15 protein-coding genes are annotated in these 13,145 nt (G+C 58.5%); 4 read left to right on the forward strand and 11 right to left on the reverse strand.

The window, feature by feature from the left end:
* The first annotated feature begins 97 nt into the window (after positions 1–97).
* Positions 98–919, forward strand: coding sequence for an alpha/beta fold hydrolase (locus GSQ86_RS07130; RefSeq protein ID WP_158749275.1), 822 nt, complete (start codon positions 98–100; stop codon positions 917–919).
* A 54-nt stretch (positions 920–973) separates the two neighbouring features.
* On the opposite strand, the gene GSQ86_RS07135 is transcribed toward GSQ86_RS07130, so the two are convergent.
* Both GSQ86_RS07135 and GSQ86_RS07140 read right to left on the reverse strand, forming a co-directional pair.
* Positions 974–1,198: a peptide ABC transporter substrate-binding protein gene (locus tag GSQ86_RS07135; RefSeq protein ID WP_158749276.1), complete on the reverse strand. Its 225-nt coding sequence runs from the start codon at positions 1,196–1,198 to the stop codon at positions 974–976.
* A 22-nt stretch (positions 1,199–1,220) separates the two neighbouring features.
* Positions 1,221–2,672: a hypothetical protein gene (locus GSQ86_RS07140; RefSeq protein WP_158749277.1), complete on the reverse strand. Its 1,452-nt coding sequence runs from the start codon at positions 2,670–2,672 to the stop codon at positions 1,221–1,223.
* Positions 2,673–2,775: 103 nt separating this feature from the next.
* On the opposite strand from GSQ86_RS07140, the gene bcp reads away from it, so the two are divergent.
* The 3 genes from bcp to GSQ86_RS07155 all read left to right on the forward strand — a co-directional run bounded on the left by bcp (position 2,776) and on the right by GSQ86_RS07155 (position 4,530).
* A complete protein-coding gene (gene bcp, locus GSQ86_RS07145) occupies positions 2,776–3,237 on the forward strand; it encodes a thioredoxin-dependent thiol peroxidase (RefSeq protein WP_158749278.1) in 462 nt (153 codons plus the stop codon).
* 118 nt (positions 3,238–3,355) lie between these two features.
* Positions 3,356–3,958 (forward strand): DNA-3-methyladenine glycosylase, encoded by a 603-nt coding sequence (locus GSQ86_RS07150; RefSeq protein ID WP_158749279.1) that lies wholly within the window; start codon positions 3,356–3,358, stop codon positions 3,956–3,958.
* Positions 3,959–4,026: 68 nt separating this feature from the next.
* Positions 4,027–4,530 (forward strand): c-type cytochrome, encoded by a 504-nt coding sequence (locus tag GSQ86_RS07155; protein ID WP_158749280.1) that lies wholly within the window; start codon positions 4,027–4,029, stop codon positions 4,528–4,530.
* Between the two features lie 78 nt (positions 4,531–4,608).
* On the opposite strand, the gene panC is transcribed toward GSQ86_RS07155, so the two are convergent.
* From panC to GSQ86_RS07200, 9 genes are all read right to left on the reverse strand, one after another.
* Positions 4,609–5,448 carry a pantoate--beta-alanine ligase gene (gene panC, locus GSQ86_RS07160; RefSeq protein ID WP_158749281.1) on the reverse strand — a complete coding sequence of 280 codons (840 nt, stop codon included), beginning with the start codon at positions 5,446–5,448 and terminating at the stop codon, positions 4,609–4,611.
* Between the two features lie 5 nt (positions 5,449–5,453).
* A complete protein-coding gene (gene panB / locus GSQ86_RS07165; RefSeq protein WP_158749282.1) occupies positions 5,454–6,362 on the reverse strand; it encodes a 3-methyl-2-oxobutanoate hydroxymethyltransferase in 909 nt (302 codons plus the stop codon).
* 106 nt (positions 6,363–6,468) lie between these two features.
* Positions 6,469–6,864: a cupin domain-containing protein gene (locus tag GSQ86_RS07170; protein WP_158749283.1), complete on the reverse strand. Its 396-nt coding sequence runs from the start codon at positions 6,862–6,864 to the stop codon at positions 6,469–6,471.
* 55 nt (positions 6,865–6,919) lie between these two features.
* The gene (locus GSQ86_RS07175) at positions 6,920–7,396 is read right to left on the reverse strand and encodes a carboxymuconolactone decarboxylase family protein (RefSeq protein WP_158749284.1); all 477 of its coding nucleotides are present in this window, start codon (positions 7,394–7,396) and stop codon (positions 6,920–6,922) included.
* Between the two features lie 70 nt (positions 7,397–7,466).
* Positions 7,467–7,919 carry a hypothetical protein gene (locus GSQ86_RS07180; protein WP_158749285.1) on the reverse strand — a complete coding sequence of 151 codons (453 nt, stop codon included), beginning with the start codon at positions 7,917–7,919 and terminating at the stop codon, positions 7,467–7,469.
* A 209-nt stretch (positions 7,920–8,128) separates the two neighbouring features.
* Positions 8,129–9,307, reverse strand: coding sequence for a D-alanine--D-alanine ligase family protein (locus GSQ86_RS07185; RefSeq protein WP_158749286.1), 1,179 nt, complete (start codon positions 9,305–9,307; stop codon positions 8,129–8,131).
* Between the two features lie 49 nt (positions 9,308–9,356).
* Positions 9,357–10,217, reverse strand: coding sequence for a class I SAM-dependent methyltransferase (locus GSQ86_RS07190; protein WP_158749287.1), 861 nt, complete (start codon positions 10,215–10,217; stop codon positions 9,357–9,359).
* Positions 10,218–10,289: 72 nt separating this feature from the next.
* Positions 10,290–10,895: a hypothetical protein gene (locus tag GSQ86_RS07195; protein ID WP_158749288.1), complete on the reverse strand. Its 606-nt coding sequence runs from the start codon at positions 10,893–10,895 to the stop codon at positions 10,290–10,292.
* A 47-nt stretch (positions 10,896–10,942) separates the two neighbouring features.
* Complete coding sequence (locus GSQ86_RS07200; RefSeq protein ID WP_158749289.1) at positions 10,943–13,138, reverse strand: OPT family oligopeptide transporter; 2,196 nt, start codon at positions 13,136–13,138, stop codon at positions 10,943–10,945.
* Between the last annotated feature and the right edge of the window lie 7 nt (positions 13,139–13,145).

Here is a 13,145-nt window from a genome sequence, read left to right on the forward strand (position 1 = left end):
CATAGTGTAGCGAACGGGACGGACGCCGACTATTTATATAGGCAGACGACCCGTCGCGTGTCACGATACTGAACTCACCGAAAGGAAAAATATTCCAATGCCTAGCTTTACAGTGAAAGACGGCACCGAAATTTTCTACAAAGATTGGGGCACAGGCCAAACGCTTTTCTTTCATCATGGATGGCCTCTCTCGGCCGATGACTGGGATGCCCAGATGATGTTTTTTCTGGAGCGCGGCTACCGCGTGATCGCCCACGATCGCCGCGGCCACGGCCGTTCCACGCAGACGGCGACCGGCAACGACATGGATACCTATGCCGCTGACGCGGCGGAGCTTGTCGAATTCCTCGATCTCAAGGATGCCATTCACATCGGACACTCGACCGGCGGCGGCGAGGTGACCCGTTATGTCGCAAAATACGGTAAAGGCCGGGTCAAAAAGGCAGTCCTCATCAGCTCGATTCCGCCGACCTTCATGAAGTCAGAGAAGAACCCCGACGGCGTTCCCAAGGAAATCGTGGACAGCCTCCGCGACGGCACAGCGAATCATCGTTCGCAGTTCTATAAAGACATTACGATTCCGTTTTACGGCTTCAATCGTCCGGGGGCGGTTGTCTCTGAGGGAATTCAAGAGAACTGGTGGCGCCAGGGCATGATGGGTGGCATCAAGGCCCAGTATGACTGCATTAAGGCTCTCTCGGAATCCGAGTTCTTTGATGATCTCAAGGCGATCGACGTCCCGGTCCTGGTGATGCATGGCGAGGACGATCAGATTTGCCCCTTCCCTACTACCGGAGCTAGATCATGGAAGCTTTTGAAGCACGGCACGCTGAAATCCTATCCCGGCTTGCCGCATGGAATGCCGACCACGCATGCTGACGTGATTAACGCTGATCTGCTCGCATTCATTCAGTCATAAAGTCTGGGAGCGTCTCGACGAGCTGAGCAGCAGCGCCTCTTGACGGAGAGCTTCTTATTGAGGCTCTTCGTTGCGGCGCTTCACCGTAAGTTCGTCGACGGTGAGCTTGCCGATACTGAGCTCCTCGATGCGCGCAGTTCCCATGCCGAGATGGTTGATGCCGAGGGCACCGATGGCGAGCGCGCCAATGGCCAGGGCACCGATAGCGGTTGCTGCAATGGCACAGCCGAAGAGAGCCGCGCCGATGAGAGCGGTCGATTTTGAAGAATTCCCAAACATGCGATCGATCTTACAACTTGGCCTAAGGCAGCGGGCCTGTGTTGAAAGCCTGCTCGACGTGGCTATTCACTACTCGATAGATGGCGAATTCCCTGCCCGTTTTGCTGCGTAGCTCGAAGATCAGCTCGGCGCGGCGGTCGGCGTCGGTGTCGGCGGCATCGACCAGGCGCATGCGCGGGATGATATCGAGGCGCTCGTCGCTGGTGACCTGCTTGAAGATCACCTGCGGCACTCCGTAAAAATCGGGCTGGGCGATAAGCGTCACGTATTTTGCTGATCCGACGGCGGCATCCGTTCTCGCGGTGAAGACGAGGGTTGCGCCACCGCTGTAAGAGAGCTCGAAGGCGTTGAACTTTTGGTCCTCAAGCAATGGCAGCTGCGGCTTGGGCTTGGCTGCAGTTTTGCGACGCGTGGTGGTGGTTTTCGCCGGTGGCTTGGCCGCAGTCGTTGAGGCAGGGGGCGGCGTGCCTGCCAAGGTTTCCTGCGCCAGCTTTTCCATGGCCAATTTCATCTTCGCCTGATCGTCAGGGTCGGACCAGCTGTAGGCGTAGGGATGTGGCTCAGTCGGCTTTGCGTCGGAGATCGCGACCATCTGGTTCATGTCCGCGGGTACGCCTTCGAGCTTCGAGGGCTCGACGATACCTACCGGAGCTTCCGGCTTGCCGTGACGAAGCATGGGGCGGTCAGGGTCGACATTGGCGGTCGATGTCACAGGCGCTCCGGTCGGATTGGCGGTGCTGTCCGTACGCTTGTGCAGGGTTGGGCGGTCGGGATCGACGCTGGTCGTGCTCTGCGCGTTGTCGGAATCCTTTCGATGCAGGGTGGGGCGATCCGGATCGCTGTTCGAGGTGCTTTGATCGGTGCCGGAACTGTCGCTGGTAGATGAGGTGGAACTGCTGCCGCTCGAGTCGCGGCGGTGCAGGGTTGGGTGATCCGGGTCGGCAGGTGGCGGCGTGCTGGCGCTCGTAGATGATGTGCCGCTGGAAGTGGAACTGGTGCTGCTGGTTCCCGTGTCCTTACGGTGCAGGGTTGGGCGGTCGGAGTCGGTGCTGGTTCCGGTTCCGGACTCTTTGACCACCTGCGGCGGGTGCTTCGACATGGGGGCGCGGGCTTTGGCGATGGGGGCAAGCTCAGGCTTGACGGAGCCGATGCCGATCCAGGAGCCGCCAAGGTTTTCGGCGCTGCTGACGTTGAACAATCCGCGAGAGAGGCCGTCTTTTTCAAGCTCGTATACGGTTCCGGTGAGAACGGCGAGCGGCGCAGGCTGGGCAAGGTAGAGGCCGCCGGGCTGGAACTGCTCGCCATCCCAGACGGCAAGAGGAATGAGACGACCAGCCGTTGGTTTGGCGAAATCGCCGGTCCACTCGAAGACTGCGCTGGCACGCAGGGTGGGACCGGTGTCAGCGTCTTTTCGGATGTGGCCCGGATACTGCGCGTGCGCGCTGAATGCTGTGGCGACGAGCGCTAGCAGCACGACAACGGACCTGATTATCCGTGATGGCTGTGATGACATACACTCGCTCTTTAGGGAAGAATCAGGTTGACCCATATCTCTACGTTTGCGGAAGGACCCATTCATGGAAGTTCACGATAAAGTGGCAGATTTTACGCTCCAGGATGACCAGGAGAATACCGTTCATCTTTCAGATTACGCCGGAACGCCGGTCGTGCTCTTTTTTTACCCTCGGGCAGATACTCCGGGCTGCACGATCGAGGCCTGCGGCTTCCGCGATGTCTTCAAGAAAATCCAGAAGGCCGGGACAGTGGTGCTCGGCATCTCGCGTGACACTCCGAAGGCGCAGGCGAAGTTCAAGGCAAAGTTCGACCTCCCGTATCCGCTCCTTGCAGATGTAGACGAAAAAGTGTGCAAACAGTTTGGCGTGCTGAAGGAAAAGAACATGTACGGCAAGAAAGTGATGGGGATTGAGCGGACAACCTTTTTGATCGGACCGGATCAGACGTTGCTGAAGATTTTTCCGAAAGTGAAGCCGGAAGGCCACGCGGAAGAGGTTCTGGAGACGATCAAAGGGCTGAAATAGTGAGGACAGTCGTTTAATGGAAACCTGAAGCACCTGTGTTGCACGATACATCTGCTGGATTCTTCCTCTTCGTTCCTCAGGGCCAGAATGACGGCTTTTAGAAAAATCTCATGACATTATGAAATCCATTGTCCTGCCACAAACCTTCTACGAACACGCGCCCGACATCGTGGGACGTGCGCTGCTGGGCAAGGTGATTGTCCGCGAACGCGACGGCCAGCGGCTGACCGGGCGCATTGTGGAAGTGGAAGCATATTTCGGCATCCAAGATCCGGCGGCACACGCCTACGTAGGCCGCACGCAGCGCAATGCGGTGCTGTTTGGACCGCCGGGCGTGGCGTATGTCTATTTCATTTACGGGATGTATTACTGCCTCAACGTGTCCTGCGAGCCGGATGGACTGGCGGGCTGCATTCTGATCCGTGCGCTTGAGCCATTGGAGGGTCTGGAGACGATGGCGCAGCTGCGGAAGCTGCCGCCGGGGGCGAAGCCGAAGCTGCTTACTTCCGGCCCGGGGCGGCTTTGCCAGGCGCTCGATATTACCCGGGCCGCGCATAATGGCCTCGATGTAACGGATGCTTCGTCGTGCCTGCGTATTGAGGATGATGGGTATCGTGTGGGCGGCATTCAGGTGACACCGCGCATCGGGATTCGCCATGCGGCAGACTTACAGGCACGTTACATCATCGAAGGCAACAAATTTGTTTCCGGAAATAAGTAACGATTTCAACGATTCATTCGTATACTTGGCAGCACCTGCTTTGCATTCCGTCCACGGAGTTTTTTTGAATGAAACAAGCCAAGTTTCTGGCTATCGTTGCAGCTTCCCTCTTTTACGCCAGCTTTCCCCTCGCAGGACAAGACGCGCCACAGGGAACTGCTGCTCCTGCCGGGGAGCAGCAGCATCATATGCCGTTGCCGAAACCGACCAACCTGAAGGTGCTGCCGAAAGATATCTCGCCGGATGATCTGATCAAGACGATGCGCGGCTACTCGCAGGCGCTGGGCGTGCACTGCAACTTCTGCCACGAAGTCGATGAGAAGACGCACAAGGCGAACTTCGCTGCCGACACGAAAGAAGACAAAAAGTTCGCCCGCACCATGATCGCCATGACTCGGGAGATCAATACAAAATTCATGACGCAGATCAACGATCCGGATGCAAAGCCCGCGGACAAGACGGTGACCTGCGGGACTTGCCATCGCGGCAGCCAGATGCCTGCGCAGTTTGTGCCGAAGCCGGAGGAACATGGGCCCGCGCCGGGCGCCATGCCGATGCAGAAGCCGCAGTAGCTTGATTTCTTACATCCTGATCCCACCCTTTGCTTCGCAAAGGATGGGGCACCCAGGCTTCTCTTTTCCAGTCTGCTGTTACAGCAACAGGTTATCGATCAGGCGCGTGTTGCCTACGAATGCGGCGACCGCTGCCAGCGCGCCGTTGCGCGTGTCAGAGATATCTTCGAGCGTTTCGGGATTGACCAGGGCGACGTAATCGATGCGGACTTCCGGTTCTTCGGCGAAGACGCCGCGGGCGGTCTCGATCAGCTTTTCCGCCGAACTCTCACCCGCTGATGCGGCATCTTTTACCTTGCCCAGCGCTCGCGATAGCGTCAGCGCCTGTTGGCGTTCTCTGGCTGACAGATAGCGGTTGCGTGAGCTCATCGCCAACCCATCAGCTTCGCGCACGATGGGGCAGACGACCATCTGCAATGGAAAATTCAGATCGCGCACCATCTTGCTCAGCACCGCGACCTGGGCCGCGTCTTTTTGCCCGAAATACGCTTTGTGCGGCACGGCGATATGGAAGAGTTTGCTGACGACGGTGGTGACGCCGCGGAAATGGCCCGGCCGCGAGGCGCCATCGAGCCTTTCGCTCACCCCCTCGACGTTGACAAAGGTTGTGGCACCCGCCGGATACATCTCTTCGACCATCGGTGCGAAGATCATGTGCACGCCTTCGCGTTTGAGCAGTGCGCAGTCTTCGTCGAAGGTTCGGGGATATTTACTGAAGTCCTCGTTAGGGCCAAATTGCGTTGGGTTTACGAAAATGGAAACAGCCACGACATCGCACTCGGCACGGGCTGCCCGCACCAGCGAAAGATGGCCTTCGTGCAGCGCTCCCATCGTCGGCACGAGGCCAAGGATGCGGCCTTCGCCGCGCAACTGGGCGCAGGCAGACTGCGCCTCGCGAACGGTTTTGAAGATGAGCATGGCGGTTATGCTTTGCGGCGCAGCGGCGATGCGGATTCCAGCGCTGCGCGTGTTTCTTTGGTCAGATGGTAGCTTTCGCTTTCGTTAGGAAATTCGCGCTTTTCGACATCCTGCAGATAGCCTTCGATGGCTGTGCGGAAGAGCCCTGCAGCGTCGCCGTACTGGCGGACGAATTTGGCGGGCTTCGAAAAGCTGAGATTCACGAGATCGTGGAAGACGAGAATCTGGCCATCGCAATCGGGGCCAGCGCCGATGCCGATGGTGGGAACGTTGAGCTTCGCGGTTACGTGATGCGCGACTTCGCGGGGCATGCCTTCGAGCACAATGGCAACGGCTCCGGCAGATTCGAGGGCAAGCGCGTCGTGGAGGAGCGTGTCGGCTGCGGCCATCGATTTGCCCTGCACCTTGTAGCCGCCCATGCGGTGTACGGACTGCGGCGTGAGGCCGAGATGGCCGATGACGGGAATTTCGGCGTCCGTCAGGCGCTCGACTAGTTCGGCACGGTTGCGGCCGCCTTCGATCTTGACTGCCTCCGCGCCAGCTTCTTTCATAAAGCGGGCGGCGTTGGCTACGCCTTCCTGCACGCTGACGTGATACGAGCCGTAAGGCATGTCGGCTGCAACGATGGCGCGCTTGACGGCGCGGCGCACGGCGCGCGTGTGGTGCAGCATTTCGTCTACGGTGACGGGAAGCGTGGTGTCATAGCCGAGAACGACTTGCGCGAGCGAATCGCCGACGAGGATGAGGTCGATTCCGGCTTCATCTACCAGCCGCGCGGTGGAGTAGTCGTAGGCAGTCAGCGCCGTAATCGGCTGGCCGTGCTGCTTTTTCTCTTGAAGTGTCTGGAAGGTTACTTTGGCGCGAGGCGCCGAGGCATTTTGCGCGTCTGCGCTACAGAAATTTGTCACACTCATGATTGTCTCCAGTGCGGCTCCCTTGCGGGATGCCACCCGAACCCAATTACCGACTATACGCTTTTGATGCGGGCCGCGTATAGTCGATGCGCGTCGCGATGATCGCTCACAGTTCGTACTGTTCGTCGCTGACGTGCTCCATCCAGTCCACGACTTTGCCCTCTAACCGCTCCTGAATTGAGATGTGAGTCATGGCGGTGCTTGGGGTAGCGCCGTGCCAATGCTTCTCGCCCGGCGCGAACCAGACCACATCTCCGGGGTGAACTTCCTCGATCGGGCCGCCTTCCCGCTGAGCCCATCCGCAGCCTGCGGTGACTATCAATGTCTGCCCGAGGGGATGCGTATGCCAGGCGGTACGAGCTCCTGGCTCAAATGTAACGCTGGCACCACCTACCAATGCGGGGTCGGGAGCTTGAAAGAGCGGGTCAATGCGGACGGTGCCGGTAAACCAGTCTGCCGGCCCTATGCTGGATGGCTGCGAGCCGATGCGTTTGATTTCCATGGGCCTATTTTATGGGTATTCGCATTGGCTCGCTCATCCGCATGTCAGGCAGATTTCAGCCCTTCGCTGCTAATGAAGCCGCCTGCGGCTGGTAGCTGCCAACCTCCGGGCGGAAGGCGATGGCGATGCGGTTCCAGCTGTTGATCTGCGTAATGGCGTAGGTAAGCTTGACCAGCTCCTCTTCACTGAACTGCAGACGCGCTTCGGCGTAGGCTTCTTCAGAAGCGTGGCCCTGCTGGATGTTGGTGATGGCTTCAGTCCAGGCCAACGCGGCGCGCTCACGGTCGGTGAAGAACGGAGCTTCGCGCCAGGCGGAGAGTGCGTAGATGCGCTGCCCGGTTTCGCCGTTGGCGCGGGCGTCTTTGCTATGCATATCGAGGCAGTAGGCGCAGCCATTGAGCTGCGAGGCGCGGAGCTTTACCAGTTCATAGAGTGACTGCTCAAGGCCACTGCGGCGAATGATGGCCTCAAGATGCAACATGGCTTGGTAGCCTTCGGGAAATGCTTTCTGATAGTCCAGACGTCTTTCCATGAATCACCTTTCTGTTACAGAAAAAAGATGATTCATGGAAAGGAAGGTCGCAGCTCTGCGACGAATTTTTTTATGGGCCGACGTAGAGCTCCATCGGGGAGAATCCGATCTGTTTTGTCTTGTGATCCACGCGCAGGAAGAGCGGGGTTTTGCCGCCGTTGATGTTCACGCCCATCACGACACCGTTGCCCACGGTTTTGGAGATGGAGATCTGATGGCTGCGGATGACGCCGTAATCGCTGGACGGTCCCCAGTCTTTTTGAAACTGGTTGAAATCGTAGAGTTTATAGCGGTCAGGATGCTGCTGCCAGTCGGGATCGTTGTTCCAGAGGGCGTAAGCCTTGTTGAAATCCTTTGCCTCGACGGTTGAAAGGAAGTTGTTGACGCGATGCTCCTCGGGCCAGTTCCAGAACCACCACGTGGAAGCTGCGATGACCACGATGGCAATGACGCCGGCAATGATGGAGTTGCGAATGACGCGGGCACGGCTGGCGTTATATTTAGGCGCATCGAGCAGGGTCATAAGCAGATGCTACTCCTTTCAGATGAGGGAGACGTGAGCCTCCTATTTGTAACAGACACCGGAAAGGCCGGCTAAGTTTCCTCAGCGTATAAGAGGAGCATAGCTAAAGCCCGGTGCTTCTACCGCGAGCCGAAGACCAAGAATCCACGCTTAGCATGGCTTGAGATTTTTCGCCTTCGGCTCAGAATGACGGCCCTTTTTCTCCCGCATCAGCGCGAATAGCTGGTGCGGTCCTTTTCGGTTTGGCGTTCGAGCGCGAGCTGGATCAGGCGGTCGATCAGATCGGGATAGGCCACGCCGGAGGCGGCCCAGAGCTTGGGATACATGCTGATGGAAGTGAAGCCGGGCAGGGTGTTGATTTCGTTCAGGTAGATGCGGGCGGATTTGCCGGGGTCTAACAGGAAATCGACCCGCGCGAGGCCGGAGCAGTCGCAGGCTTTGAAGGCTTCGATGGCCATCTGCTGCACCTGCTTCGTCTGTTGGCGCGTGAGCCTGGCCGGAATAATGAGGTCAGAACCTTCGCTCAGATACTTGGCTTCGTAATCGTAAAACTCTTTGATGGGCACGACTTCGCCGACGACCGAAGCTGACGGACTATCATTGCCGAGGACGGCGACTTCGAGCTCGCGTGCCTTGCCACGCTTGCCGCCAACTCCCTGTTCGATGACGATCTTGCGGTCGAAGCTGGCTGCCAGTTCAATGGCGGGTGAAAGCTCTTTGCGGTCATGCGCCTTGCTGATGCCGACCGAGGAGCCGAGATTCGCAGGCTTTACGAAGACGGGGTATTTAAGCGCAGCTTCGACGCGGGTGACGATCTTCTTCGGACTTTTGACCCACTCGTTGCGTAGGAATGTGACGTGCTTCGTGATGGGCAGTTTTGCCGAGGCGAAGAGGCGTTTCATAACGTCCTTGTCCATGCCGGTGGCGGAGCCGAGGACACCTGAGCCAACATAGGCGATGCCTGCCAGCTCGAAGAGGCCTTGAATCGTGCCGTCTTCACCGAAGGTTCCGTGCAGGACGGGAAATACGACGTCGAGATTGAGGGCGTGGTGCGCTGGATTCCCTTGCGTCTCGAATGGCACCAGCGACCCGGTCTTATTCTTCGCAGGCACGGGCGGCACGATGACGGATTCACCTCTGGCCAGCACAGCGGCGGGCGCGGTGGCTGCGGGATCGCCTGCGCGAAGAGTGCTGGGCGCCGCCTCACCAGAGAGCAGGCGTTCGGCATGAGAGGACGTCACCCAGTGGCCTCCTTTCGTGATGCCGATGGGTATGACTTCGTACTTTTTCCTGTCGATAGCCTTGAGAACCGAAGCGGCTGAAAGCAGCGAGACTTCATGCTCGCCGCTACGGCCACCAAAGAGAACGCCTACGCGAAGTTTTGGCATAAAAGCTTATTGTATGGAGAAAGCCTGTGGAGGCTAGTTACTGTTGTGGCTACCGAAGCCACGCAGTGATAAGCCGCGCCGGGCCACCGTAGAGACGCAAGCCGTCGCTCCGCCCGGCGAAGTAGCGGGCGTTGATATCGGGCGTGGCCAATTCCTCAATGTCCTGAAAGCCCTGGCTTTGCAGCTCGCTGTCCATTTCCTGCGGCGTAAAGAACAACTGAAAAGGCTCTCCGACCTTCTCTACGCGACTGGCGATGAAATCGAAGGCTGCCCTTTCACGCTCATTCAGCATTGAGACAGGAACCGTATATTCAAAGGTCACGCCGCTGTCTGCCGGCATGCGGGCGATTGCGTGGATGGTGGCGCGAAAGGCTTCGAGCGTAAGGTACGGCGTGACTCCGAGCCAGGAGAAAAACGTCGGCTGCTGAAAGTCGAATGAGGTATCTGCAAGGCCGCTGGTGAGGGTCTGCTTTTCAAAATCCACCGGAACGAAAGTCAGCGTGGCCGGAATAGGGATGGCGGCATTCGCCAGCAGCTCACGCTTCCACTGTTGTGTTGCCGGGTGATCGACTTCGAAGACGCGAAGCTCGTTTTCGGGAAATGGATTGCGGTACGCGAAGGTATCGAGACCTGCTCCGAGAACCACATATTGCTTGACACCGCTTGGGATGGCTGCGCGCAAATGATCCTCTGCGCAGCGGCTGCGAGCTACCATAAACGCGCGCATGGCGATGGCGAAGGGATGGGCGTGCTTTTCCCTTTCTGCGAGAATGCCTGCTTCCGTTTGCGGACCAAGAATCGGGACAGCGATGGGATCGTCGAGCACCAACGGCGGCTGATCGAGAAGCTGATGAGTGGCGCGCCTTTTGGCAACTCCGAACGCGGTGCGGCTGGGGCGTCCTTCCTGCATGAGGCTGAGTTTACGCGACGCCGACGACGGCGGGCGTCAAGCCCGCGTCAAATCGGCATCGCGAATGTCAGCTTAATTTGCTGAGAGCTGCCAGCCTGCCTGCGTCTGTATCAGATTGGCGGTCGCCGTCTTTGGCATAGCCATATCGGTCTGCACGTTGGGGAATGCCGTCTGCATCTCCTGCGATTTTGCCCAGTCGGGAACACCGGTCAGATCATAGTGATAATTCACCGTGGCGGTATTGGATCCGTTCTGGTTTGCGCCCGGCGTGACACTGTCAATCGACGTTACTTCACGATGTCCGTAGCAGAAGTTGCCATAACCGGGTTGTGTCTGATCGGGAGTCCAGGTGCTGCGACCCGTGTCAGAGATGTCATAGTTATTCACTTGCTTCGAGCCGATGAGGAAACGCTTCTTCTCCTGTGCGGCGCGCGTCAGAAGACCGGCATCGGTGAGCGCGTCAAAGCCTTTGGTCTGCTGATCGTTGGAAGTATCGGCCTGCGCCGGAAATTTGACTGGGCTCTGCCACACGCAGCTGGGATGCGCCGCATAGTAGGTGTTGATTGCTGCTTTGTAATTCGAGGTGTCCGGTGCGGTATTGCTCTTGCAGCCGGATGACGCTGCTACTAATACAAGAACCGCTGCACCTGCCGTAAAACGAAACTTGCTTCCAAGCATTTCAAACCCTCCAGCAGCTTGGATGCAGAGTCCTGACTTTGCGCGGTTTACTTATTATTCAATGGCTTGCGGGCGAAGTAATAGAGTGAAAAGGCCAGCAGAGCGAAGGCGACGATGGAGATGGCCTGATGCTGCAGGAGATTGTAGATGGCACTGCCTGCGGGAAACCAGAGACGCACTTCGTTTCCTGTCGCCGACTCGTACAGTTTGAGTGCGACGCCCATGAGGCCCATTACGCCGCCTGCGGCGATCAATCCGCTGGCGTAGAGAGAGCCGGGAGAGATTTCGCTGCTGGTATCCTCTTCGCCGCCTCCGGCCTTGGCGACGGCGCGGTCGACCATCCAGCGCACGATGCCTCCGCAGAACATGGCGAGCGTGGTGCCGATGGAGAGATAAGCGCCAACAGCGAAAGAGAGCGAGCGCACGCCCAGTACTTCTACGGCGATGACGAGAAAAACGCCGAGGAAGACCAGTCCCCACGGCAGTTTGCGCGTGAGAATGCCATTGATGACGGTCGCCATTAAGCGGCCCTGCGGCGCAGCGGCCTTTTCGCTGCCGATGCCCTGCATCCACTGGATCTCGATTTTGCCGCTTTGTGGATTGAAGAGGTATTTACCGTCGGGGAGTGTAGTTGATCCGAGCGAATTGAGCAGTACATACTGACTCCCTTCGACGAACGAGGTGGAGTTGTCGGGCGCGGTGAGCAGAAAGCGCTGACGAGAGAAGTGTTGCTGCTGCACCTGTACTCCATCAGGCGGCGCGGCGATGTTGAAGGCGATGGGCTGCTTCATCGGCGTGAACTGCTCGAGGCCCTTGTTCATGGCGTTGAGCGTGATGCCGATGGAAAAAACCGACACGACAACGCCGACCATGACAGCCACCTGCTGCTTCCATGGCGTAGCGCCGATGAGGAAGCCGGTTTTCAGATCCTGGGACGTATCGCCTGCATTCGACGATGCGATGCAGACGATACCGCCGATGCTGATGGCGAGCGCGCCGAAGGCAGGGGCCGTCCAGCCGCTGACCAGAAAGATGGCGGCGACGGCCATGAGCGTCGCAATGGTCATGCCGCTGACCGGATTCGCAGAGCTGCCGATGAGCCCGCAGATGCGGCTGCTAACAGTTACAAATAGAAAGCCGAAGACCATGACCAGCAATGCGGCGGCCAGGTTCGCGAACCATCCGGTTTGCGCGCCGGGGATGGGCTTGAAAGTGAGGAAGAGAAAGATCATCAGTACGAGCAGACCGCTGCCCAGCAGGACGATATTCATCGGAATATCTCGTTCGGTGCGCGATGTGGAGTCACCGGAAACGTTTTTGCCGATGGTCTTTACGCCTGCGCGCAGCGCTCCGATGATGGTGGGCATCGTGCGCAGCAGCGTGATCAGTCCGGAGGCTGCGACCGCTCCCGCCCCCATGGGACGGATATAGATACGCCAGAGATCGCTGGGAGACATCTGCGCGATCGGCACTGTTCCGGGATAGATAGGAGCATTGAGATGCGAGCCGAAAAATTGAATGGCGGGCATGATGACGAGCCAGCTGATAATGCCGCCTGCGAAGAGTGTACCCGCGATGCGCGGCCCGATGATGTAGCCGACGCCGAGATATTCCGGCGTGGCATCGGCGCGTACGGCGGAGCCGGGCAGCCATTTCGGTTCATAGTTGGGTGTGCCGGGCCATGCGCCAAGCAGGTTTTCATTCTGGAAGAGCGTATAGAGGGCGCCGAAGCCGAGGCCGAAGAAGACGCGGCTGGCAAAGGACCCGCCGCGCTCGCCTGCAATGAGCACATCGGCGCAGGCAGTCCCTTCGGGATACGTGAGGTTGCCGTGTTCTTCCACGATGAGCTGGCGGCGAAGTGGGATCATGAAGAGCACGCCCAGCCATCCGCCTAGAAGCGCCAGCATGAAGATGCGCACGTATTCGAGATCGAAACCCAAGAAGATGAGCGCGGGCAGGGTGAAGATGACTCCGGCGGCGATAGATTGGCCGGCGTTCCCGGTCGTCTGCACGATGTTGTTTTCAAGGATGGAGGCTTTCCCAAGCGCGCGCAGCACGCTGATGGAAAGGACCGAAATCGGTATGGAGGCGGCAACGGTGAGACCGGCGCGCAGACCGACATATACCGTCACGGCTCCAAACAAGACACCGAAGACACATCCGAGCAGAATGGCGCGGACGGTGAACTCCGGGCGCGACTCATTCGCCGGGACGAAGGGCTGAAAGCCTTGCGGTGCCGCCAAAACAAAT

Origin of the sequence: Acidobacterium sp. S8 (genome assembly GCF_009765985.1) — a bacterium.
Classification (GTDB): Bacteria; Acidobacteriota; Terriglobia; order Terriglobales; family Acidobacteriaceae; genus Alloacidobacterium.

What these genes read in the sequence shown, in the direction of transcription:
- GSQ86_RS07155 (WP_158749280.1), top strand. Translation starts at nt 4,027, where the DNA reads ATGAAACAAGCCAAGTTTCTGGCTATCGTTGCAGCTTCCCTCTTTTAC.
- GSQ86_RS07195 (WP_158749288.1), bottom strand. Translation starts at nt 10,895, where the DNA reads ATGCTTGGAAGCAAGTTTCGTTTTACGGCAGGTGCAGCGGTTCTTGTA.
- GSQ86_RS07185 (WP_158749286.1), bottom strand. Translation starts at nt 9,307, where the DNA reads ATGCCAAAACTTCGCGTAGGCGTTCTCTTTGGTGGCCGTAGCGGCGAG.
- GSQ86_RS07135 (WP_158749276.1), bottom strand. Translation starts at nt 1,198, where the DNA reads ATGTTTGGGAATTCTTCAAAATCGACCGCTCTCATCGGCGCGGCTCTC.
- GSQ86_RS07170 (WP_158749283.1), bottom strand. Translation starts at nt 6,864, where the DNA reads ATGGAAATCAAACGCATCGGCTCGCAGCCATCCAGCATAGGGCCGGCA.
- GSQ86_RS07130 (WP_158749275.1), top strand. Translation starts at nt 98, where the DNA reads ATGCCTAGCTTTACAGTGAAAGACGGCACCGAAATTTTCTACAAAGAT.
- GSQ86_RS07175 (WP_158749284.1), bottom strand. Translation starts at nt 7,396, where the DNA reads ATGGAAAGACGTCTGGACTATCAGAAAGCATTTCCCGAAGGCTACCAA.
- panC (WP_158749281.1), bottom strand. Translation starts at nt 5,448, where the DNA reads ATGCTCATCTTCAAAACCGTTCGCGAGGCGCAGTCTGCCTGCGCCCAG.
- bcp (WP_158749278.1), top strand. Translation starts at nt 2,776, where the DNA reads ATGGAAGTTCACGATAAAGTGGCAGATTTTACGCTCCAGGATGACCAG.
- GSQ86_RS07180 (WP_158749285.1), bottom strand. Translation starts at nt 7,919, where the DNA reads ATGACCCTGCTCGATGCGCCTAAATATAACGCCAGCCGTGCCCGCGTC.
- GSQ86_RS07190 (WP_158749287.1), bottom strand. Translation starts at nt 10,217, where the DNA reads ATGCAGGAAGGACGCCCCAGCCGCACCGCGTTCGGAGTTGCCAAAAGG.
- panB (WP_158749282.1), bottom strand. Translation starts at nt 6,362, where the DNA reads ATGAGTGTGACAAATTTCTGTAGCGCAGACGCGCAAAATGCCTCGGCG.
- GSQ86_RS07150 (WP_158749279.1), top strand. Translation starts at nt 3,356, where the DNA reads ATGAAATCCATTGTCCTGCCACAAACCTTCTACGAACACGCGCCCGAC.